Annotated in this window: 13 protein-coding genes and 15 tRNA genes; 22 read left to right on the top strand and 6 right to left on the bottom strand. The window is 70.3% G+C overall.

The annotated features are described in order from the left end of the window. Positions 1–127: 127 nt before the first annotated feature. The 5 genes from WME79_RS31665 to WME79_RS31645 form a co-directional block, all read right to left on the bottom strand. A complete protein-coding gene (locus tag WME79_RS31665; protein WP_437522391.1) occupies positions 128–2,194 on the bottom strand; it encodes a toxin-antitoxin system YwqK family antitoxin in 2,067 nt (688 codons plus the stop codon). Positions 2,195–2,371: 177 nt separating this feature from the next. Next, positions 2,372–4,735 (bottom strand): hypothetical protein, encoded by a 2,364-nt coding sequence (locus WME79_RS31660; protein WP_437522389.1) that lies wholly within the window; start codon positions 4,733–4,735, stop codon positions 2,372–2,374. A gap of 473 nt (positions 4,736–5,208) precedes the next feature. Next, the gene (locus WME79_RS31655) at positions 5,209–5,385 is read right to left on the bottom strand and encodes a hypothetical protein (protein WP_437522387.1); all 177 of its coding nucleotides are present in this window, start codon (positions 5,383–5,385) and stop codon (positions 5,209–5,211) included. Positions 5,386–5,425: 40 nt separating this feature from the next. Further along, on the bottom strand, positions 5,426–5,692 hold the full coding sequence (locus WME79_RS31650) for a hypothetical protein (RefSeq protein WP_437522385.1): 267 nt from the start codon (positions 5,690–5,692) through the stop codon (positions 5,426–5,428). Continuing rightward, a complete protein-coding gene (locus WME79_RS31645; RefSeq protein ID WP_437522383.1) occupies positions 5,689–6,327 on the bottom strand; it encodes a hypothetical protein in 639 nt (212 codons plus the stop codon). Before WME79_RS31645 ends, WME79_RS31650 begins: the two co-directional genes overlap by 4 nt. A gap of 41 nt (positions 6,328–6,368) precedes the next feature. On the opposite strand from WME79_RS31645, the gene WME79_RS31640 reads away from it, so the two are divergent. The 3 genes from WME79_RS31640 to WME79_RS31630 all read left to right on the top strand — a co-directional run bounded on the left by WME79_RS31640 (position 6,369) and on the right by WME79_RS31630 (position 10,290). Beyond that, positions 6,369–8,030 carry a Ppx/GppA phosphatase family protein gene (locus WME79_RS31640; RefSeq protein ID WP_437522381.1) on the top strand — a complete coding sequence of 554 codons (1,662 nt, stop codon included), beginning with the start codon at positions 6,369–6,371 and terminating at the stop codon, positions 8,028–8,030. A 145-nt stretch (positions 8,031–8,175) separates the two neighbouring features. Further along, on the top strand, positions 8,176–9,723 hold the full coding sequence (locus WME79_RS31635) for a hypothetical protein (RefSeq protein ID WP_437522379.1): 1,548 nt from the start codon (positions 8,176–8,178) through the stop codon (positions 9,721–9,723). Positions 9,724–9,876: 153 nt separating this feature from the next. Further along, positions 9,877–10,290, top strand: a complete 414-nt coding sequence (locus WME79_RS31630; RefSeq protein ID WP_437522377.1) for a hypothetical protein — start codon at positions 9,877–9,879, stop codon at positions 10,288–10,290. A 52-nt stretch (positions 10,291–10,342) separates the two neighbouring features. Here the strand turns inward: WME79_RS31630 and WME79_RS31625 are convergent, their stop codons facing one another. Continuing rightward, positions 10,343–12,061, bottom strand: a complete 1,719-nt coding sequence (locus WME79_RS31625; protein WP_437539985.1) for an NAD-dependent malic enzyme — start codon at positions 12,059–12,061, stop codon at positions 10,343–10,345. A gap of 194 nt (positions 12,062–12,255) precedes the next feature. Here WME79_RS31625 and WME79_RS31620 point away from each other — a divergent pair, with 194 nt between their 5' ends. The 19 genes from WME79_RS31620 to WME79_RS31530 all read left to right on the top strand — a co-directional run bounded on the left by WME79_RS31620 (position 12,256) and on the right by WME79_RS31530 (position 19,518). Next, positions 12,256–13,323: a protoporphyrinogen/coproporphyrinogen oxidase gene (locus tag WME79_RS31620; RefSeq protein WP_437522375.1), complete on the top strand. Its 1,068-nt coding sequence runs from the start codon at positions 12,256–12,258 to the stop codon at positions 13,321–13,323. A gap of 92 nt (positions 13,324–13,415) precedes the next feature. Further along, on the top strand, positions 13,416–14,660 hold the full coding sequence (locus WME79_RS31615) for a tetratricopeptide repeat protein (protein ID WP_437522373.1): 1,245 nt from the start codon (positions 13,416–13,418) through the stop codon (positions 14,658–14,660). A 316-nt stretch (positions 14,661–14,976) separates the two neighbouring features. Next, entirely contained in the window at positions 14,977–15,153 is a 177-nt protein-coding gene (locus WME79_RS31610) for a hypothetical protein (RefSeq protein WP_437522371.1), read from the top strand. A 441-nt stretch (positions 15,154–15,594) separates the two neighbouring features. Further along, positions 15,595–15,668, top strand: a tRNA-Lys gene (locus tag WME79_RS31605). Positions 15,669–15,745: 77 nt separating this feature from the next. Next, positions 15,746–15,817: transfer RNA gene (locus WME79_RS31600), tRNA-Asn, on the top strand. 99 nt (positions 15,818–15,916) lie between these two features. Beyond that, a tRNA-Pro gene (locus WME79_RS31595) sits at positions 15,917–15,989 on the top strand. A 12-nt stretch (positions 15,990–16,001) separates the two neighbouring features. Further along, positions 16,002–16,076, top strand: a tRNA-His gene (locus tag WME79_RS31590). Positions 16,077–16,175: 99 nt separating this feature from the next. Further along, complete coding sequence (locus tag WME79_RS31585) at positions 16,176–17,855, top strand: TROVE domain-containing protein (protein WP_437522369.1); 1,680 nt, start codon at positions 16,176–16,178, stop codon at positions 17,853–17,855. Between the two features lie 184 nt (positions 17,856–18,039). Beyond that, positions 18,040–18,111: transfer RNA gene (locus WME79_RS31580), tRNA-Arg, on the top strand. Positions 18,112–18,186: 75 nt separating this feature from the next. After that, a tRNA-OTHER gene (locus WME79_RS31575) sits at positions 18,187–18,310 on the top strand. A gap of 7 nt (positions 18,311–18,317) precedes the next feature. Then, positions 18,318–18,389, top strand: a tRNA-Asp gene (locus WME79_RS31570). 4 nt (positions 18,390–18,393) lie between these two features. Further along, positions 18,394–18,463: transfer RNA gene (locus WME79_RS31565), tRNA-Trp, on the top strand. A 132-nt stretch (positions 18,464–18,595) separates the two neighbouring features. Further along, a tRNA-Ala gene (locus WME79_RS31560) sits at positions 18,596–18,667 on the top strand. Positions 18,668–18,832: 165 nt separating this feature from the next. Beyond that, positions 18,833–18,906, top strand: a tRNA-Gly gene (locus tag WME79_RS31555). An 85-nt stretch (positions 18,907–18,991) separates the two neighbouring features. After that, a tRNA-Glu gene (locus WME79_RS31550) sits at positions 18,992–19,065 on the top strand. An 86-nt stretch (positions 19,066–19,151) separates the two neighbouring features. Next, positions 19,152–19,225: transfer RNA gene (locus WME79_RS31545), tRNA-Pro, on the top strand. A 45-nt stretch (positions 19,226–19,270) separates the two neighbouring features. Further along, positions 19,271–19,344, top strand: a tRNA-Pro gene (locus WME79_RS31540). Positions 19,345–19,359: 15 nt separating this feature from the next. Continuing rightward, positions 19,360–19,441, top strand: a tRNA-Leu gene (locus WME79_RS31535). Positions 19,442–19,445: 4 nt separating this feature from the next. After that, positions 19,446–19,518, top strand: a tRNA-Leu gene (locus tag WME79_RS31530). Positions 19,519–19,569 lie beyond the last annotated feature (51 nt).

Raw genomic sequence — 19,569 nt, 5'->3', positions numbered from 1 at the left:
CGGCTGCGGGCGATCGGCTCGCCGGGCGAGCTCTAGGGATCACGCGTCGCGCGCAGGACCGCCACACCTTGACCTGTCCGCTGTGGCGAGATGCGGCGTCACGACACGCGCCGCCCTGAAGCGGCGCTCACGCCGCGCGGATGTCGCTCTGGAACGGGGAGACGTTCTCCCGAAACATCAGCCACACGAAGAGGCAGCGCATCTCGAAGTATTCGTCGGCCGCGATGCCCGCGAGCGTGGGGTCGAGCTCGCCGATGTCGTGCCCTTCCCAGAGGAAGCCCGGCACGCCGCGCGCCCGGCTGACGAGCCCGCCGGTCTGCAGCTGGTCGCGCGCGCGGAACCAACGGGTGAGCGACATGTTGACCGCCGCCGTGAAGTCAGGCCGGTGCGCGATGCGCTCCGGCAACGCGACGTGGTCGAGGCCGGCCGACCAGCAAAGCCAGCAGAGGGCGGCCCACTCGGTTCGGGCCCTCCGCATCAGCAGAGAGACCGGCAGGGCTCCTGGATCGAGCGTCTCGTCCACGGTGAGCTCGACGGTCTCGACGCCATTCTCGGTCTCCTCGGTCAACGTCGCCTCTGTCCGCGCGAGCTCCACAGGCCCGTCCGGCAAGAGGTGCGACAGGTCGGGCGGGAGCCACGGACAGGGCTCGGTGCCCGGCAGGCTGCGCTGCACGGCCTCGCGCAGGCGCAGCAAGCGGGTGGCGTAGAGCTGGATCTTCTGCCGAACCTGCTCGATCGGCTGGTCGAGCTCGACCGTGGTCGATGGGTCGCCGGGCACCGGATCGATGGCCTGGCGCGCCGGCCAGAAAGCAAACTCCGGGTACAGCAGCCGCACGAAGGTCCTGAGGTGCTCGGCCACGGCGGGGGCATCCGCCTCGACGCGGTCGGCGTCCTCGAGCACCCCGCGCGTGTCGCCGAGCTCGAGCCGCAGGAGCGCGCGCGTGATGCAGGTCGAGCGGCGCTCGGGCACGAGCAGCAGCGCCGCCTCGACGAGCGAGAGCGCGACCCGGCGCGAGCCCCGGAAGACTGCGGCGAGCGTGCGGTAAGCTGCGCCCGGCTCAGCGCCGAGCAGCAGCTCGTCCAGGACGCCGAGCGCGGTCGCGTCGGACGCCTCGAGCAGCGCGCGCCCGCGTTGCTCCACGACCTCGGGTTTCGGCTGCAGCGTCGCGGCGCGCAGGAACTCCGCGAGCCTCTCTCGCTCTCCCCCGCGGGCCGCCGCGCGGGCCGCGGCGCAGCAGGCTTCGCGCGCGCGGCCATCTTGCAAGAGCTCTCCCGCGAGGGCCCAGACGCGCTCGGCGTCCCACGCCGCGAGCTCTTCGGCGAGCGCGGGCGACGCGCCGAGGCTCGCCTCGTCGAGGGCCGCGCCGAGCTCGCGTCGAGCCACAAGCGCCGCGTCCGCGTCGAGCCCCGTGAACGCTCCGACCGGGTGACCGTGCGTGTACTGGCCGCGCTCCTCGCGCACGCGCCGGTCGAGGTAAGGGCTCGTGTCCGGATCGGGAAACCAGCGGACAGACGGGCCGTGGAAGCGTCCCTGGGGATCGACGTGCCGCTCCTCGGAAGGGCGGCCCAGCGCGTCATACCGGAGCTCGCGATAACGCGCGCCAGCGCGAATCTCGATCTCCTGAGAGGGCTTGCCCTCGCGCGTGAAGTAACGGTCGATGAGCGTGGTGGAGGCTTCGTCCTCCTCGCGGACCAGCCATCGTTGCGAGCCGTGGTCGTAGTCGGCCTCTCCGGCGACGCCGGCGGGTTGGTCGGGCCAGCGGGAGCCGTCCGCGGAGATCGGGTACCCGTCGCGGTCGTGAAAGACCTGGCGCAGGATGCTCCCTTGCCGATAGCGCGTTCGCAGCTCCCAGGCGCCAGGCGGCACACAGCACGGCCGTAGCCTGAGCTCCGTCGGGGCGTCGCTGCCGTACACCACCACCTCGCCGTCGAGCTCGCCGCCCCGGTAGCGCCCGCGCTGCGCGGGCTGACCGTTCGGGTGAAACATGGTGAACGGCCCGTCCTTCACCCCGTCCGCGTAGCAGCAGCGCGAGAGCAACGAGCCGTCGCTCGCGCGGTAGACGTGGCACTCGCCCGAGCGACGGCCGTCGGCGTCGGTCTCCACGAGCTCGAACGTGCCGTGCTCGGGGTTGTACCTGGCTGAAGGAGGAATCGACGGAGGCCGCTCCGCGCCGTGGTGTGCCGTGGAGTCCACGCACCGCAGTCTATCGGCTTTCGCGCCGAGAAGGCGGCCCTTCATGCTGATTGCAAAGATCCACGGAGCGCAGGTTCGGGGCGAGCGGCGCCTGACCGTGCGCCGCTCCGAACCACGGAAGCTCGCCTATCTCAAATGCCGCCGCCAGCGCAGCGGATCGCGGCAGCCTGCGCCGCGCTACGGTTTGGCGGTGTCGCCGGAGCAGATGACGAACTGCGTCGCGCCGTCCAGGGCCTCGCCGTCGCCGGTGAACCGCACCTGGCGGCGCTCTGTGGACGGGCACTTGGCGACGACCTCTTCTCGGCCGAAGCCGAGCCGCGGATCGACATAACACCACCCGTGCACCTTCTCGCCGCCGACCTCGACCGGCGCCGGAGGCACCGTGTTCTGGCAAGCCGCGAGCTCGTCCGGATCGTGGAGCTGCTCGACCTCGCAGACGCAGTTCCAGCCGTTCGCCGCCGCCACCGGATCGTCGAGCACCATCCGCTTCGCGGCGAGGTTCTCGTGGAGCACCTCCCGCCGCGCCGTGAGCCCATCGCAGCCGCACTTCCCCTCTGCCGCGCTCCGCGCCTCGAGGACAAGGCAGCTGACCTGTCCGCTCTCGTTCGGCTGGAGCGCGCGGGGCAGGCACTGCCCGCCGAGCTTCGTCTTCAGGCGATCGACGATCGCGCCGATCGCCGGCCGATAGCCGTAGTCGAGCCGGCCCTCTGCCGGGTCGAGGAGCTGCGCCGGGCAGACCGAGCCGACGATGCCCTGCTCACCGAGGTCTCGGATGAGCTCGAGCTGCCGCAGGCCCGGATAGGCCTTGGCGCTGACCTGGACGTTGCTGTCGGTGCCGTCGGGGTTGTCCCTGCACAGGGGGCTGTTCCGGTCCGCAGGGTCCTCCGTCTTGTTGCAGTCCCCGTCCGTCACGGGCTCGGGCAACGGGAACACGCAGGCGTACTGGAGGTCGCCGAAGCTCGGCCTGGGCTCCCACTCGTGGCCGTTGATGTCGTTCATGTTGTCCGGCGAGCCCGGCCCGACGATGCGCGTCCCGGTGATCGGGTTCTCGCCCTCACGGGGGACCGGCGACTCGATCATGTGGGGGTCGCCGGGGCTGCGGCGTGACTTCGGATCTCCGAGGATGATGTCCCAGGTGTTCGCGAAGCCCGCGTTCGGAGCGCTCAGCTCCTTGGCGCTCTTGAAGCCGCCGACGGGGTTGCCGTCCTTGTCCCTGCCCTGCTGGAGATCGGGCTTGCCCGCGTCGTTCTGTCGCGCGATGTCCTGCCACGGGACGCCCACGAGGCCCGCGAAGAACACGAGCTCCGGCGGCCTGACCGTGCTGTTCTCGTCGTCCGGGTCGAGATCCGAGAAGATCGGGTTGTCGACGAGGTTCCCCTGGTGATCCTGGATGCGCGTCTGCGTGAGCGCGTCCGTGTAGCGGTCGATCGGGTAGAGCAGGTCGATCCCGAACCTGCGCTGCTGGTCGAAGCAGCGCAGGTTGGGCGGGTCCTCGAGCGGGAAGAGCGCATTGGGCCGTCCATCCGGACCGCAGGTCTCTTCGTCCAGCGGGCACTCGCCCCTGGGTTCGCCGCACGACTTGCAGCACGGGTCGTCCATGCCCTTCTCCGAGCACTCCTTGCGCGGCCGAAACATGCGCCAAGGGTCCGGCTTCGCGACCCAGAAGGCCTTCCCACCCTCCCTGATGGAACAGTCGTTCTCGTCCGACAGCATGATGATCGCGAGGAGCGAGTCCGGCCGCAGGAACGCCTTGCGTTGCGCCAGGAGATCCGTGTCCACGTCGACCCGCTGCGCATTGTCGTCCACCACATCGAGGGTCTTGTAGGGCGCGGGGTCCACGAGGAAACGGTACCAGCTCTCCAGCTGCGACTCGTAGCCGCAGCCGTTGTCGGCCACCCCTCTGACCATGTTCGTCAGCGTCGGCACGAGGCCCTGTCCCGCGCCGTTGTCGAGGATCGCCTCGCCCGCGGGGCTGAGCTTCTGCTCCGGATCCCAGGCGAGGAACCCTTGGCTCTGGTAGGTCGGCGGGTCGTTGTCCGCGTCGTCGCGGTCGTCCCTGTCGCTCCGGGCGATGAGGTGCCCCTTGTCGTTGTTGAAGAACTGTTCTCTCTCGGGGCACGAGCCCGCGCCGTGGTCGCCGAGGCTCGTGCTGAGGATGCCGATGTGGATGTCGACGACGGGCTCGAACTCGCGCTCCATGCCGCTCGGGCAGCCGCCGTCCTCCCGCGGCGGGGACGAATTCAGGGGGTTCAGCGGATCGACGCACCGGGGGTCGACCAGGCGCCTCACGAGGTCGGGCACGGCGAGCGCGAGGATGTCCTGCTTGTCCTTCATCGACTTCGAGTTGTCGATGGTCAGGAGGAGGTCGATCTTGTCGACGCGCCGCGGGAGCCGCTCGACGACGGTGCCAGTCGTGCGCGTGTCCTGATGGGCTATCGGGCGGCTCAGGCACCCCGGGAGGAGCGATGTGCCGCCGACGACAAGAGAGCACAAAAGCGACGCTGCCGCGCGGGCAGCGCGAGACGGAGGACGAGCGGGCATGGATCCTTCCTTGCGCGAGAGATGGAGTGGGCCCTTTCGCGCGCCATGCGCGCGCGGAGCCGGCGCGCCCGTCTCGCGCGGAGTGGGTGACAGGCCGCCTGGCTATCGCGTATCAGACGCCGAGAGGGGGTGTTCTCTTGGCTACGTGGCGAGATGCGCGCGACGCCATCACGAAAATCCACGAACCATGGAGAGAGAGCTGCTCGGCGGCCGCGTCGCACAGTGGCGGCACAGCCGCCGTCGCGGCACGGGCGGCACAGCCGCCATCTCGGGCGGAGGTGCCGCCGTCACGGCACGGGCGGCACAGCCGCCGTAGCGGCATGGGCGGCACAGCCACCATCGCGGACGGAGGCGCCGCCGCCTCGTCGGAAGCGGAGGCGGCCTGCGCCGGTATGCGATGTTATTGAATAATTGCGTGTAGGAAGGAATTGTGAAGGCCGGGCGCCGGGGCGTCCTCGGCCGGCGGCGGGAGCTTAGCTCTCGGCGGAGGCGGCCGTCTCGGCGCCAGCGGCGAGCGGCGCGTACTGCGCGAGGAACTTGCTCCAGCGCTTGTGCTTGCGGCCGGGCTTCCGGGAGCTCTGGGTGCTCCGCTCCTGCTTCTGGGTGACCTTGAGGGTGAGGTGCTGGTGCTGGCGCGTAGGGCGATGCATGGCGGCGGATGCTGCTCGAACGCGCCCCGCTCTGCAAGCCTCAACGCGACGGAGCCCGCGCCTGCTCGCTCCGCCCGTCCCGCTCCGTCCCCAGCCGGCCGAAGCTGTGGATCCCGTAGATGAGCACCACGAGCGCGAGCACCGTGAGCGCCATGCCCGCGTCCGACGGCCCGACGCCGACCAGCGCGAGCCCGGCGACGAGGAGCAACCCCCCGCCGCCGAGCGCGCGTCGCGCGCGCTCCTCGGCGTTTCGCTCTATCCGGTGCCCCCGGCGGCGCGCCGGCCCGCCCTCCTCGCGCGCGCTCACTGGAACTTCTGCGTCCGCGCGTAGGTGATGAAGTCCTGCACGTCGCGCGTCAGCTCGCGCTCGGCGGTGATCGTCGTGCGCTCGTGCGACTCGCCGACGAGATCGTCGTAGAGGTAGTTCTGCTGATAGAGGAGCACGAGGCGGATGGCCCCGTCCGGCCCGCCGCGGACGATGCGCAGCTTCTCGTCCCGGCCGTTCGGCGGCGGGATCGCGGCGCCGAGCGCCTGGGAGTCCTCCTCGGTCACGTAGACGACGCCGTATGAGCGGCTCTGCACGCCGACATCGACGCGCACCTTCTTCCCGCTGGTCAGCTCGACCTCGCGCCCGCGCGCCGGCTGCGCGCCCTCGTGCGCCATCGCCCGGCGGATCACCTCGATCGCCCTGCGCTCGTCGAGGGCGCGCATCGGGTTCGGCGCGCGCGCCTCGCCGCCGCTGCACCCCGCCAACGGGAGCAGCGCGAGCGCCGCGGTCGCGATCCCCAGCGCGAGGCGCGCCGCCCCTCGCGCGCCGCCGAGGAGACGGCGCGCGTCCCGTGCCTGCCCGGGCGCGAGCGCGCGCGCTGAAGGCCGATGCAGAAGGGGGTCGAGATGGCGAGCCCCCGAGCCTTGATGAAGCTTCCTCGACATGAGCGGCATGAGAGTAGCCAACCGCCCGGAGCTTCGCTACTTCTCCCGACATGGCGCGGCTCGCTGCGATCGACATCGGATCCAACGCCATCCGGCTTCGCATCGTCGACGTCGATCCTCCGGCGCTCGGGGCGTTCGGGGCCGGCTGGGATCCAGCGCTCGCCGGGGCCGCGACCGGCGCGCCCGACGCGCCGCGCTTCCACCCGTTCCGCGATGTCCATGCGGATCGCGCGTCGGTGCGTCTCGGGCACGACGTGTTCACGAAGGGCCGGCTCGAGTCGGGGGTCATCGGCGCCGCCTGCGAGGCGCTCCGGCGCTTCCGCACGGCGATGGATGCGGCCAAGGTCGACCGCTACCGCGCGGTGGCGACGAGCGCCGCGCGCGAGGCCCAGAACGGCGACCTCTTCGTCGAGCGCGCCGCGCGCGAGGCTGGCGTCCACATCGAGGTCATCGAGGGGGTCGAGGAGGCGCGCCTCGTCCAGCTCGCCGTCCGCGAGCGCGTCGCGCTCGGCGAACGGACCGCGCTCCTTGTCGACATCGGCGGCGGCTCCACCGAGCTCACGCTGCTCCGCGGCCGCGGGGCCGTCTTCTCGCGCTCGCTCCCCGTGGGGACGGTGCGGATGGTCGAGGCCTTCCTCGAGGATCGCCGCCCGGTCGACGCGGGGCACCGGCGGCTCGTCGAGGAGTACGTCGATCGCGTCATGGTCGAGGCCACGCGCGAGATCGTGGAGCTGCTCGGCGAGGGGTCGGGCTCGGGGATCGATCTGCTCGTCGGCACGGGCGGCAACATCGAGACGCTCGCGGATCTCTGCCCCGCGCCGGGCGCGTCCCCGGAGGGGCGGGCGATCGACGTGGCCGCGATGTCCCGCCTGCTCGACGAGATGGCGTCGAAGACGCCCGAGGAGCGCGCGCAGATCTACGGCCTGCGCCCGGACCGCGCCGACACCATCGTCCCCGCGGCGACGATCCTGGGCCGCATCGCCCGGGCGTTCGTGCAGCGGGTCATCGTCGCGCCCGGGGTCGGGCTCAAGGAGGGCGTGCTCGTCGATCTCGCCCACGCCCACTTCCTCGGACCCGACTTCCGCGGCGAGGCCGCCGCGGTCAGCGACGCCTGCGTCCGGCTCGGCCGCCGCTACCACTTCGACGAGAAGCACGGCGCGCTCGTGGCCCGCTTCGCCGAGCGGCTGTTCGACGACCTCGCGCCGCGCCATCGCCTCGGCCAGCGCGACAGGATCCTCCTGCGGGCGGCGGCCCTGCTCCACGACATCGGCGACTTCGTCCGCTACGAGGGGCACCACAAACACAGCTACTACGTCATCGTCCACAGCGACCTCATGGGCCTGACCCCGGAGGAGCGCGCGATCGTCGCGAACATCGCGCGCTACCACAGGAAGTCGCCGCCGAGCATGGATCACGACAACTTCCGCGCGCTCTCGCGCGACGCGCGCGCCAAGGTGAAGGCGATGGCGTCGATCCTCCGCATCGCCGACGCGCTCGATCGCGAGCACCGGGCCAAGGTCGCGGAGGTGAGCGGCCGCATCGAGGGCGACACGCTGGTGATCGAGGTGCAGGGCGCGGAGGACAGGGCGCTCGAGGAGTGGACGGTCGTCGCGAAGGCGGGGATGCTGCGCGACGCGCTCGGCCTGGAGGTGCGGATGGTCGACGCCACGCCGAGATCGCGCCCGCCTTCGGCCGCGAGCGCGGGCGGATGACGCGAGGCACCGCCGCGCTCGCGGCGGCTAACGCGAGGCGCCGCTGCGAGCGCGGGCGGGGTCGACGCCCGAAAAAGTCGCCGTGGCCTTTGCGTGGAGCCCTGCGGGCCACCATGAAGCTCGGCACGGGGGAGGTTCTGCCCCCGTGGACGAGCGCGGCGATGCCGTACCGACGGGCGCGGCTGCGCCGCCGTGGAACAAGGGCGAGCGACCGTTGACGCTGAAATCTCCGAAGCTGATGGAGGCCCGCCGCGCCGCCGGCATCCTGAAGTCCGCCCTGCGCGGGCACACGGGCGATCTGACGCTCGCCGACGCGTCGGCGAAGAGCGGCCTGCCGCTGCGCGACGCGGAGAGCGGCCTGCACCTTCTCGTCAGCGAGCACCGCGGGCACCTCAAGGCGACGTCCGAAGGTGAGCTGCTCTTCCGCTTCCCGTACGGCTTCACCAAGCCGTGGGAGACCCGCACGCGCCTCACGCGCGCGCTCCAGGCCGTCCTCCGGGCCGCCGCCGGCGTGGCCCGCTTCGTCGTGCGGGCGTGGATCGCGATCGTGCTGATCGCGTACGTCGTGATCTTCGTCGGGATCCTGATCGCCCAGCTGTTTGCCCGCTCGAACAGCGACTCGCGCAACCACGACGACGTCCCCGGATCGTTCGCCGGCTACTTCCTCTTTCGGTTGGTCCTCGACGCGATCTTCTGGACGTTCCACCCGTTCTCGCCGTTCGTGTGGACGGCCGAGCCGGCGTGGTCCTCGTCGTATGGCCACCGCGGGGCGCTCGGGCAGCGACGCGACGAGACGCCCTTCTACGAGAAGGTGAACCGGTTCTTCTTCGGTCCGACGCCGGCGCCGCGCGATCCGCTCGAGGCCGAGAAGCTCATCCTGGCCGAGATCCGCGCGCAGCGGGGCCGGATCGGGCTCGCCGACGTGATGCGCGTGACGGGGCTCTCGCGCGACGAGGCGGATCCGCTGATGGCGCGGCTGATGCTCGACTACGACGGCACGGTCGATGTCTCGGAGGAGGGGGGCATCGTCTACCAGTTCGAGGCGATCCGGCGGACGACGGGGGAGGCGCCGGCGAGGGCGCCCGCGCCGGTCTGGGCGAAGCGCGAGGAACTGCCTCCGCTGACGGGGAACGGGCCCGGGATGAACGCGCTCATCGTGGCGCTCAACGGGTTCAACCTGCTGATGAGCCTCTATGCGCTCGGGGCACACCTTACCCTGGACAACCTCGGGCTCCTGGCGCAGGGCGTCCCGATGGCGGAGCTGCCCGCCACGGGGACGGCGGTCGCGCTCGGGGTGGTGCCGCTCGTCTTCTCGCTCGCGCTCTTCGCGCTGCCGCTCGGCCGGGCGCTCCTGCGCCCGCTGAAGCAGCGGAGGCTCGCCCGGCGGAACGGCCGGCGGGCCGTGCTACGGGCGATCCTTACCCGCGTCGGCGCGCGGCAGGGCCGGGAGCCGATCACGGAGGCGGTGCTCCAGCGGGCGTGGCAGGAGGCGGCGGGGGAGCCGCCGCGCTCAGAGGAGATCACCCGCGAGGTGGTCGCCCTCGGGGGCGATGTCGACCTCGAGGCAGGTGAGGGGATCCGGTACCGCTTTCCCGATCTGGAGACCGAGGCGAAGGCCCTAGAGGCCGAGCGGGAGGCAGCCTCCGAGGAAGAGGCGCGGGCCGGGAAGGTGATCTTCTCGTCCGACGCGTGAGAGCCGTCGCAGACGGTTTTTTCTGTGGTGCTTGATGAGGGCGCTGACAAAAACCGTCGATGACGTGTGCGCGCGTACGGAGCCGTACCGCACGGAACCGCCGTTCATTGACGCGCTCTGGTCTGGACGTCTACGTTAGGGTGAATTTCGCTCATGTACTCCGTTGACAACAGGGCCGGTCGTCTCATCGAGGTGAGGCTCGCATCACCGCTCCCGACTGGCGAGGTCGACGCGTGCATCGCCCGCATCCAGGGCATCGTGACCCAGAACCGGCACGGCGCTGTCGTCTGCATCGAGCTGCTCCAGGTCGACGTGCTCGCGCCCGAGAGCGCGGAGAAGTTCCTGGATATGATGCGGGTCCAGAACGCCACGGTGCACCGGACGGCCTACCTGCTGCCTGTATCGAACGCGATCCTGGGGCTCCAGGTCGAGCGCCTCATCCGGGACGCGCACAACTCGAGCCGAAAGGCGTTTCGCGACACCACGTCGCTCGAGGCCTGGCTCGTCCCGGTGATGACGATGGTGGAGGCGCAGCAGCTCCGGAAGTTCCTGTCGCAGCTCGCCTGAGGTGGAGCGCGCCGCCCGCGGCGCGCGCCGCGGGCGCCCTACGCCCCAGGCGCTAGCCGCGGACGAACGGCAGGTACTTCGGCTGCCAGAACCGCGCCTTCACATAGGCCTCGACGTTCCCGGGGTCGACCTTCTTGCTCCTCGCGACGCCGTCCTCGAACGCCGCGCGGATGACCGCGATGGCGACGCGCGTGGAGACCTCCTGGAGCTCCTCCACGGGCGGGTAGATGAGCCCCTTGTGGAGGTGCTTCTCCGCCGTGTAGTCGACGAGCGCATACGCCGCCGCGAGCACCATGCCGTCCGTGATCTCGCGCGCGTCGGACAGGATGGAGCCGAACCCGAGCCCCGGAAAGATGAAGGCGTTGTTGCCCTGGCCGATCGGGAATGTCTTGCCGTCGAGCTCCACGGGCGGGAACGGGCTGCCGGTCGCGACGAGCGCGCGGCCCTCGGTCAGGGCGAGGATCTCCTCGGGGAGCGCCTCGCAGGCGCTCGTCGGGTTGGAGAGGGCGAAGATGACCGGCCGCGGGGTGTTGGCGGCCATGGCCTTGATCACGGGCTCGCTGAATGAGCGCGGCTGCCCGGACAGCCCGAGGAGCACGGTCGCGCGCGCGTTCTCGAGGGTCTCGAGCAGCGTCGGCACGGCCCCGGCCTTCTTCCACGCGGCGATCTTCCCCGGATCCTGCGCGAACTTGCGCTTGTACTCCTCCATCGGGCGGTCCTTCGCGAGGAGACCCTTGGAGTCGAGGACGAAGATGCGGGCGAGCGCCTCGTCCTCGGTGAGCCCCTCGCGGAGCATCCCCTGGCAAATGGCCCAGGCGACGCCGACGCCGCCCGCGCCCGCGCCGTGGATGACCACCGATTGATCCCTGAGCCGCTCGCCGCGCAGCCTGCACGCGGCGACCACGCCCGCGAGGGTGACTGCCCCTGTCCCCTGGATATCGTCGTTGAAGGAGGGGATCACCTTCCGGTACCGATCCAGCACGGAGAAGGCGGCCTCCTTGGAGAGGTCCTCCCACTGGATGACGGCGCGGGGGCAGCTGCTCTTCACGGCGTCGACGAACTTGTCGAAGAAGTCGAAGTAGGCGTCGCCGCGCAGGCGGCGCTGGCGAACACCGAGGTAGAACGGGTCCTCGATGAGATCGGCCCGGTCGGTCCCCACGTCGAGGACCACGGGCATCGTGTGGAACGGGCTCACGCCGCCGCCCGCGGTGTAGAGCGCGAGCTTGCCGATCGGGATGGCGAGCCCGCCGTAACCCTGGTCGCCGATGCCGAGGATCGCGGAGGAGTCGGTCGCCACGATCATGCGCACGTCCTCCCACGGGAAGCTCGCGAGCACGCGATGGGCGCGATCGATGTTCACGGGAGAGAACGAGACGCCGCGCGCGCTCTGATAGAGGAAGTTGAACTGCTGCACGGCCTCGCCCACCGTCGGCGTGTAGACGATAGGCAGCATCTCTCCGAGGTGACGATTGAGCAGCGCATAGTAGAGGATCTCGTTGCGCTCCTGGAGCGCCCGCAGATATTGATACTTGGCGATCGGCGTCGGCTCGCGGCGAAACCCGCCGTAGACGCGGGCGAGCTGCTGATCCATGGTGTTGACCTGCGGCGGGAGCAGCCCGTCGAGCCCGAGGTTCACGCGCTCTTCCGGCGTGAAGGCCGTCCCCTTGTTGGTCATGACGAGCCTGAGGAGGGCGATTCCATCGAAGTACACCTCCATGTACTCGCGGCCATAGGCGTCTTTCTTGACGTCGAAATACTTTGAGATCCTCACCATGGAGGCATCCTAGACCGATGCGCGCGCGCCGGCGAGCCTTGTTGAACGCGCAAGCGGGCGAACTCGGGTGGTTCCCGTTCGGTGAATGGAGTGTTTCTCACAGTGTATCCCCGGCGGGCGAGCCCGGGCGGATCCTGCTCGCCGGATGCAGTGTTTCTCACATTGTTATCGCCCCGTGGTATAGAGGCGCGATGCGACGCATTGCCGTCATTGGAGGCGGTCTGGCCGGGTGTATCGTTGCGTTCCGCCGAGCTATGGCGGGCGATCAGGTGACGCTCGTCGAGGCGGCTCCGCGGGTCGGCGGGCAGCTCTGGACGGAGCGGGCCTCTGGCTTCGTCGTCGAGCTCGGCGCCGAGGGGTTCATCGCGCGGAGCGAGGCCGTCCCTGGGCTGGCGAGCGCGCTCGGTATCGCCGACGATCTCGTCGGTCAGGAGACGCACCGGTCGTTCGGCTTCGACGGCGTCGCGCTGCGGGAGCTCGCGCCGGGGGAGGCGGCGGAGTTCCTCGGCTTCCAGGTGCCGCGCGACGAGCTCGGCAAGGGGATCCGAACCTTCCGCCTCGGGATGGCGCAGCTGACCGAGACGCTGGCGCTCGCGATCGCCGGGCACGTCGACGTGCGCACCTCCGCAGCGGTCGCCTCGCTCGCGCCGGTGGCCGGCGGCTTCCGCCTCGCGCTCGCCGGAGGGACCGAGATCGACGCCGACGCGGTCGTGCTCGCCACCCACGCCGCCGGCGCGGCCGCGCTGCTCGGCGAGGCGGGGCGGGCGCTCCGCGACGCCGAGACGCTCTCCAGCGTGACCGTCTCGCTGGCGTACCCGCGCGCCGCGATCGAGCACCCGCTCGACGGCACCGGCTTCGTCGTCGCCGCGGGGCATCAGGCGCACGGCTTCCGTGCGTGCACGTTCACGACCTCGAAGTTCGCCGAGCGCGCCCCCGCCGGCCACGTCACGCTTCGCCTCTTCTTCCGCCCCGATCCGGCGGACCTCGAGCGGATGGGCGACGACGCCTGGACGGCGCGCGCCGAGGCCTCGCTCGCGCGCGTGCTGCGCGTGCACGGGCCTTCGGAGCGCGCGTGGGTCTCGCGCTGGTCGAGCGCGCTCCCGGTCTCCACCCCCGCTCACGCGGCGCGGATCCGGGAGGTCGAGCAGGCGCTCGCCGGCAGCGGCGTCCTCCTTGCTGGCTCGGCGTTCCACGGCTCCGGGATCGACGCCGCCGTGCGCTCCGCCGAGGCGGCCGCGGAGCGCGTCGGGGCCCGGTAGCGCGCTGTCGCGCTCCGGCGCTGCGAGCGGCGCGGCCTGCCGGCATCGATCTGCAGTGGCAGGCTCGACCCGGACGGGCGAGGATGCGCACCATGACCACGGAAATCACCGGCCATCGCCGTGCGCTCGACGTCGAGGGGCGCCTTGCGCTCGGCTTCATCGCGGCGTGCGTCGCCGCGGGCTGCCGTGACCAGCCGCCGCGGGCGACCGCCGAGAGCGCGCCGCCCGTCGCGGCGAGCTCACCTGCCGCCGTCGCGTCGGCGAGCAGCGCTGCGCCGCCGGCGCCGTCCGCATCGCCGGCGTCGCCGACCCTGCCCGCGCCGAGCGCGCGCCCGCTCACCGAGAAGGAGAAGCAGGCTCTCGCCACGTACAAGGCTGCGTTGGCGAGAGGCCGGCTCGCGACCAAGAAGCAGGATTTCAAGGCGGCCATCCAGGCGTTCACCGAGGCGATCGCCGCGGACCCGAGCGACGCGCGGGCGCTCGCGGAGCGAGGCTTCGCGCACCTGACCGCGGGCGACAGCGACGCGGCGGATGGCGATTTCAACGCGGCGCTCGCGGGGGCGGGCGATCCCGAGCTCCGCTCTCAGATCTGGTTCAACCTCGGGCTCCTGCGCGACAGGGCGGGTGACGCCGAGGCGGCCCGGGTGGCTTACGCCAACGCGCACCTGCTCAAGCCCTCGGCGGCGACGCGCGGCAAGCTCGCCGGCAGATCGACGTGCACCGTGGAGGTCCGCAAGGCCGACCTCGAGGGCGCCGAGCTCGTGAAGGAGTGGAGCGATCTCCTCGCGCGGATCGGCACTGCCGAGGAGATGCCCGGCGAGGCGACGAGCGAGGCCGCGGCGCGAGAGCGCCTGTGCAGGCCCGCCTCGAGGTGGTCGGACAGCCCGTGCGCCGGCGATCCGCCGTGGGTCTTCCCTCGCGACTACATGATGTACGTGCACCACACCAACCATGTGGTCTTCCCCCGCAAGCCGGACGGGTTCCTCGTCGTGAACGGCGGCCATTCGGGGGGCTGGCCCGCGCACTGCCATGGGATCCGCAGCGTGAGCGGCTCGGTCGAGGGGGGGCTGCTCGTGGTCGAGAGCACCTTCGACGGCGTGGGCGCGGTCTTCGACGGAGAGGTCGACGGCGAGATGCGCTGCCGGGACGGCGTGAGCTACCGGGAGCGGACGTTCTATGACGCGCGCACCGGCCGGGCGATGGTGGCGCTGCGCTGGCCGGCTGGGAGCGAGGCCGACGTGAAAGTGCAGGGCGGTCAGCTGGTCGTCTCTGGCGGCGGCTGCGACGAGCGGCTCCGGCTCAGCGTCAACGTCAGCGTCGACGTCAGCACGAAATAGGCCACGAGGTGCGCTGCGCGCGGTCGCCTGCCGCTGTCGCTCCCGGCTCAGGGTGTCTGAGCGCCGTCGCGGGTCGCGCCTGACGCCCGTGGCATATCCAGGCCCAGGGCGGGCGCCGGCAAAGGGAAGATGGCGTGATTGCTCGATTGCGCCGAGCGCCGAGCGCCGAGCGCCGACGATTACACAGACCGCGCCCGGACCGGGGAGCGCCAGTGTTGAAGGCGTTGAAGGCGGCGAAAAAAGAATCGACTCGAGGAACTTTTCTGTTGCGCAGCCCGTCCAAGGGGAGTACTTAATCGGAACACGAGGATTCGCCATGTTCAGCCGCCGCGACAACCTGCAGCTCGTCACCATCCTGTCCAAGTCGGGAACGCCCGATGCGGCCGTGGCATGGGATCGCCTGCTGGGTGGTGAACATTTGGCGCATAATCCAGGCTACCCTTGCAGCCTCCGTCCGTCGCGGAAGCTCGGTAACCCGGAGAATAGCGCCTAGAGGCAGCTAAGCACGCGTCGATCGACGACGTTCGCGAAGGCCGCCTCGGGAAACCCAGGCGGCCTTCGGCGTTCTGGGGGCTTGTGGGCTGTCGGTTCGTTGCGGATATCGGCCCGCTCGTGGGCTGGAGATCTGCCGTGGACTGTCGGTCTGCCGGTGGGCTGGAGATCTGCTGTGGGCTGTCGGCCTGCTGTGGATTGACGGCTGCCGGCGAGTCGAGGAGATGAGTTGTCTTGCGCGCAGCGCGCGACGTCGTCGCGCGCTGCGGTGGGGGAGTTGCGCCCGGAGAAAGGAGGCGCAGCAGAGAATGCGCTGGGAGCATTCGATTCGAGGATGAGCGCCGCGGCGCGCGTTCAAGGCGCCAGGTAATGCTTTCGCGGAATGGTCGACGTGCATTGGCTTGCTGACACAGCAGGCCATGCGGAGGTGTGCCCTCCGCGCGGACCCGTAGCTCAAGTGGATAGAGCAGCCGCCTCTTAAGCGGACGGTTGGAGGTTCGATTCCTCCCGTGTCCACCTGTCCTCGCCAGCGAGGACACCTGATCTGTGACAATTCAGGATGATGTAGATGGAGGCGCGCTGCGCCTCCATGTTCCGGTGTAGCTCAATGGTAGAGCGCCCGCCTGTTAAGCGGGTGGTTGGAGGTTCGATTCCTCCCGCCGGAGCCGCGCCCCCATCGCGGGAGGCAGGCCCGCCTCGTTCACACGAGGCGCCGGCTCGCCGCCGGCCGGGGGCGCGTCGGCGCCTCGTTCGAGCAGGCGCTGCGGGATGTAGCCTAGTGGAAAGGCGCCTCATCTGGGGTGAGGAGATCCGCCGGTTCGATTCCGGCCATCCCGACGATGGTTTGTGTGGGTGTTTCTCTTCTGGTGAAGAGGGCAGGTTGTGACCCTGCGGAGGCGGGTTCGATCCCCGTACGCCCACCCAGGACGGGTCGAACATGCTCGGTTATCTTTGGGAGATCAACCCGAGCACGCTCTTTTATCCGTCCTCTATTGCCCGGGGGCCCGGGCCGGAGGTGGTGTGATGGCCAATTATCTGAAGCACTTCGCCGCGCTGGTCACCCCGCAGCGGCAGAAGGCCCGCGCCGATCAGGTGAAGAACAGCGCCGGCGGCTTCGCCTTCGCCCTCGACGAGTGGGCGAGGCTCGACCGCTGGCTGATCCTCGGCGCCGAGGGGGGTACCTACTACGCGACCGAGCGGAAGCTCACGGTGGAGAACGCCCGCGCCGTCGAGGCGTGCCTCGCCGCGGACGGGCCCCGCGCCGTGCAGCGCATCGTCGACATCAGCGGCTCGGGGCGAGCGCCGAAGAACGCGCCCGCGATCTTCGCGCTCGCGATGGCCGCCGCCGACGCGAAGATCGAGACCCGGCAGGCCGCCCTCGCGGCCTTGCCCGAGGTGTGCCGCACGGGGACGGATCTCTTCCACTTCGCCCGCGATGTGCAGGGGTTCCGCAAGTGGGGGCGCGGCCTCCGGTCCGCCGTCGCCGCCTGGTACAACGACAAGCCCGTCGACAGGGTCGCGTACCAGGCGATGAAGTACCAGCAGCGCGACGGCTTCAGCCACCGCGATCTCCTGCGGCTCGCCCACCCGGTCGCGCCGACCCCGCAGCACGACGCCCTTTACCGCTGGATCGTCGGCGGCATCGAGGCGCTCGGCAAGGAGTCGGCGCGCGGCAAGGCGCTGCCCCTGACCGATCTGCCGGACGCGGTGCGCGCGTTCGAGTCGCTCCGCGCGGCGACGAACCGCAAGCAGGTCACCGCGCTGATCAGGCAGCATCGCTTCACGCACGAGATGCTCCTGACCGAGTGGAAGAACGACCCCGCGGTCTGGGAGGCGCTGCTCGAGCACATGCCTCAGACAGCGCTCCTCCGGAACCTGGGGAAGATGACCGCGATAGGCCTGCTCTCGCCGATGAGCGACGCGTCCCGCAGGGTGGCGCAGCAGCTCACCGACGCCGGGCGCCTGCGCGCGGCCCGGGTCCACCCCATCGCCGTGCTCTCGGCCCTCAAGGTCTATGAGCAGGGCCACGGCGAGCGCGCTCGCCGGCGCGCCAACGCGCTCTCGTGGACCCCGGTCCGCGAGGTCGTCGACGCGCTGAACGAGGCGTTCTACCTCGCGTTCCGGGCGGTCGAGCCGACGGGGAAGAAGCACCTCCTGGCGCTCGACATCTCCGGATCCATGACCAGCGGCTCCATCGCCGGCGTCCCTGGCTTGACGCCGCGCGTGGCGAGCGCAGCCATGGCCATGGCGACGGCGAGGATCGAGCGCGAGTACGGCGTGGTCGGCTTCTCGGCGGCGTCGGGCGGGTACGGCGGCAAGTGGGGCGGGGGCGTCTCCGGCCTCATGCCGCTGTCGATATCGCCGGAGCAGCGCCTCGACGACGTGCTGCGCGCGGTGAATGGCCTGCCCTTCGGCGGCACCGACTGCGCGTTGCCGATGGTCTGGGCGAAGCGGAACCGGGTAGAGGTCGACTCGTTCGTCATCTACACGGACAACGAGACCTGGGCGGGCGGCGTTCACCCGTTCCAGGCGCTCAGGGAATACCGGCAGGCGATGGGCCGACCGGCCCGGCTGATCGTCGTCGGCATGACGTCGACCGGCTTCTCGATCGCCGATCCCACGGACCCCGGCATGCTCGATGTCGTGGGGTTCGACGGGGCGGCCCCCCAGGTGATGGCGGATTTCGCCAGGGGTGTCTCGTGACAGGCAGCGTGACGGACGGGCTCCGCCGGCCCGTCCGTCCGACGAGGGCGCGTCACAAGCGCCCTCCTTTTGCGGGACGCCGCCAGGATGGATGGCGCCTGTCCTTCACCCTTTGCCCGGGCTCTACCGGGCCTCAGAGGGACAGTTCTCGTGGTTCGACTCCAGCGTCCCGCTCTCAGCAACAGCCCCCGAGCCCGAATGGATAGGGGCCGGCCTACGAAGCCGGTCGATGCGGGTTCGAGTCCCGCCGGGGGCGCCGGGATCCCCTCTCCGTCGCCCGCTCTCTCGCCCGATCCGGGCCGAAGGACGACGGTTCTCGGATCCCGACCTTGCCGCCGTAGCTCAGCCTGGTAGAGCACCTGACATTCCGCTCTCCACCCGTTTGCCCGATCCGGGCCGAAGGAGGACGGTTACCGTTAATCTGGATGACGCGGGTTCGAATCCCGTCGGCGGCGCTGGTTTGCCCTCGTATGCATCTGGTGAGGCAGCCTGATTGTCGATCAGGTGAGGGGAGTTCGATCCTCCTCGGGGGCGCCTTGGGGTGTGCGTCATGGAGACGGCGGAGCCTCCAAAACTCCTGCGAGAAGGTTCGATTCCTTCACGCCCCGCCGGAAAAAAAAGCCGAAATGGTTCCAATAAGATCGATGGGTGATCGTCCAATGGGCAAGGAGGTAAAGGAGGTGGGGAGAGAAGGAGATGGATGTTCGATGATGAAGATCTGACGCCAGAACCGCTGGCTCGGGGTGATAGTTCAACCGGGAGAACACTGCCTTCGCACGGCAGGGATCGAGGTTCGACCCCTCGTCGCTCCACCGGACGGGCCGAAGCTTGTGGGTTACCATTTTACCCTTGGCCTTCCCACGGCATTCCTTGTCCGTTCGTTCGTCTCGTTGCCGAGGCGGGCCGCCGTCCGGCGACCGCACACGATGTGCGGGCGCGCGGCGCCCGGCGGCCCGCCTCTTTTTCCCGATGAACCCGCGGTGGTAGCTCAACGGTAGAGTGCGAGCGTGCCAGGCTCGCGACGGGAGTTCGATTCTCCTCCACCGCTCCAGTCAGGGGCCGCGCCTCGCGGAGCTCTGCGCCCGCGACATCGCGGCGCCGGGGCCGCAGGTCGGCTCTCCTCATCATGTGTCCCTGTCCCCATCTCGCTAGAGGCTCAGGCGGCCGGATTTTCGCTCCGGAGGCGCGGGTTCGAATCCCGCTGGGGACACTGGGCCGCTCCGCTCGCCAGCGTGCTCCTTAGGGAGCCCGCGCCCGAGCGGGCGAGCCTGCCAATTTCATCTTGATGATAGATTTCTGGGTGTGGCTCAACCTGGTAGAGCACCGGCTTCGGGAGCCGGGGACTGGGGGTTCGAATCCCCCCACCCAGACCGCGGAGGGGCGACAGCTCCGCCGCGACGCGCGACGAAGACCCTCTGGGTGTGGCTCAACCTGGTAGAGCACCGGCTCGGGGAGCCGGGGGGTGGAGGTTCGAATCCTCCCACTCAGACCGCGTCGCGCAGACGTCACCGTGACGGAACGGCATACGTGGCAGGCTGAGATCCTGCGCCCTTCGGGGTATGTGGGTTCGAGTCCCACCGGTGACACCCTGCCCGGGTGGCGAAACGGCAAACGCTGCTGGCTTAGACCCAGCCATCTGGGGGTTCGACTCCCTCCCCGGGCACCGATTGCGTCTAACCTGGAGTGACGTCATGAAGAGAAAGAGACGATAGAG

The sequence above is a fragment of the Sorangium sp. So ce726 genome (assembly GCF_051521405.1).
In the GTDB taxonomy this organism is placed as follows: domain Bacteria; phylum Myxococcota_A; class Polyangia; order Polyangiales; family Polyangiaceae; genus Sorangium.
This window is presented reverse-complemented; position numbering and strand designations above follow the sequence as displayed.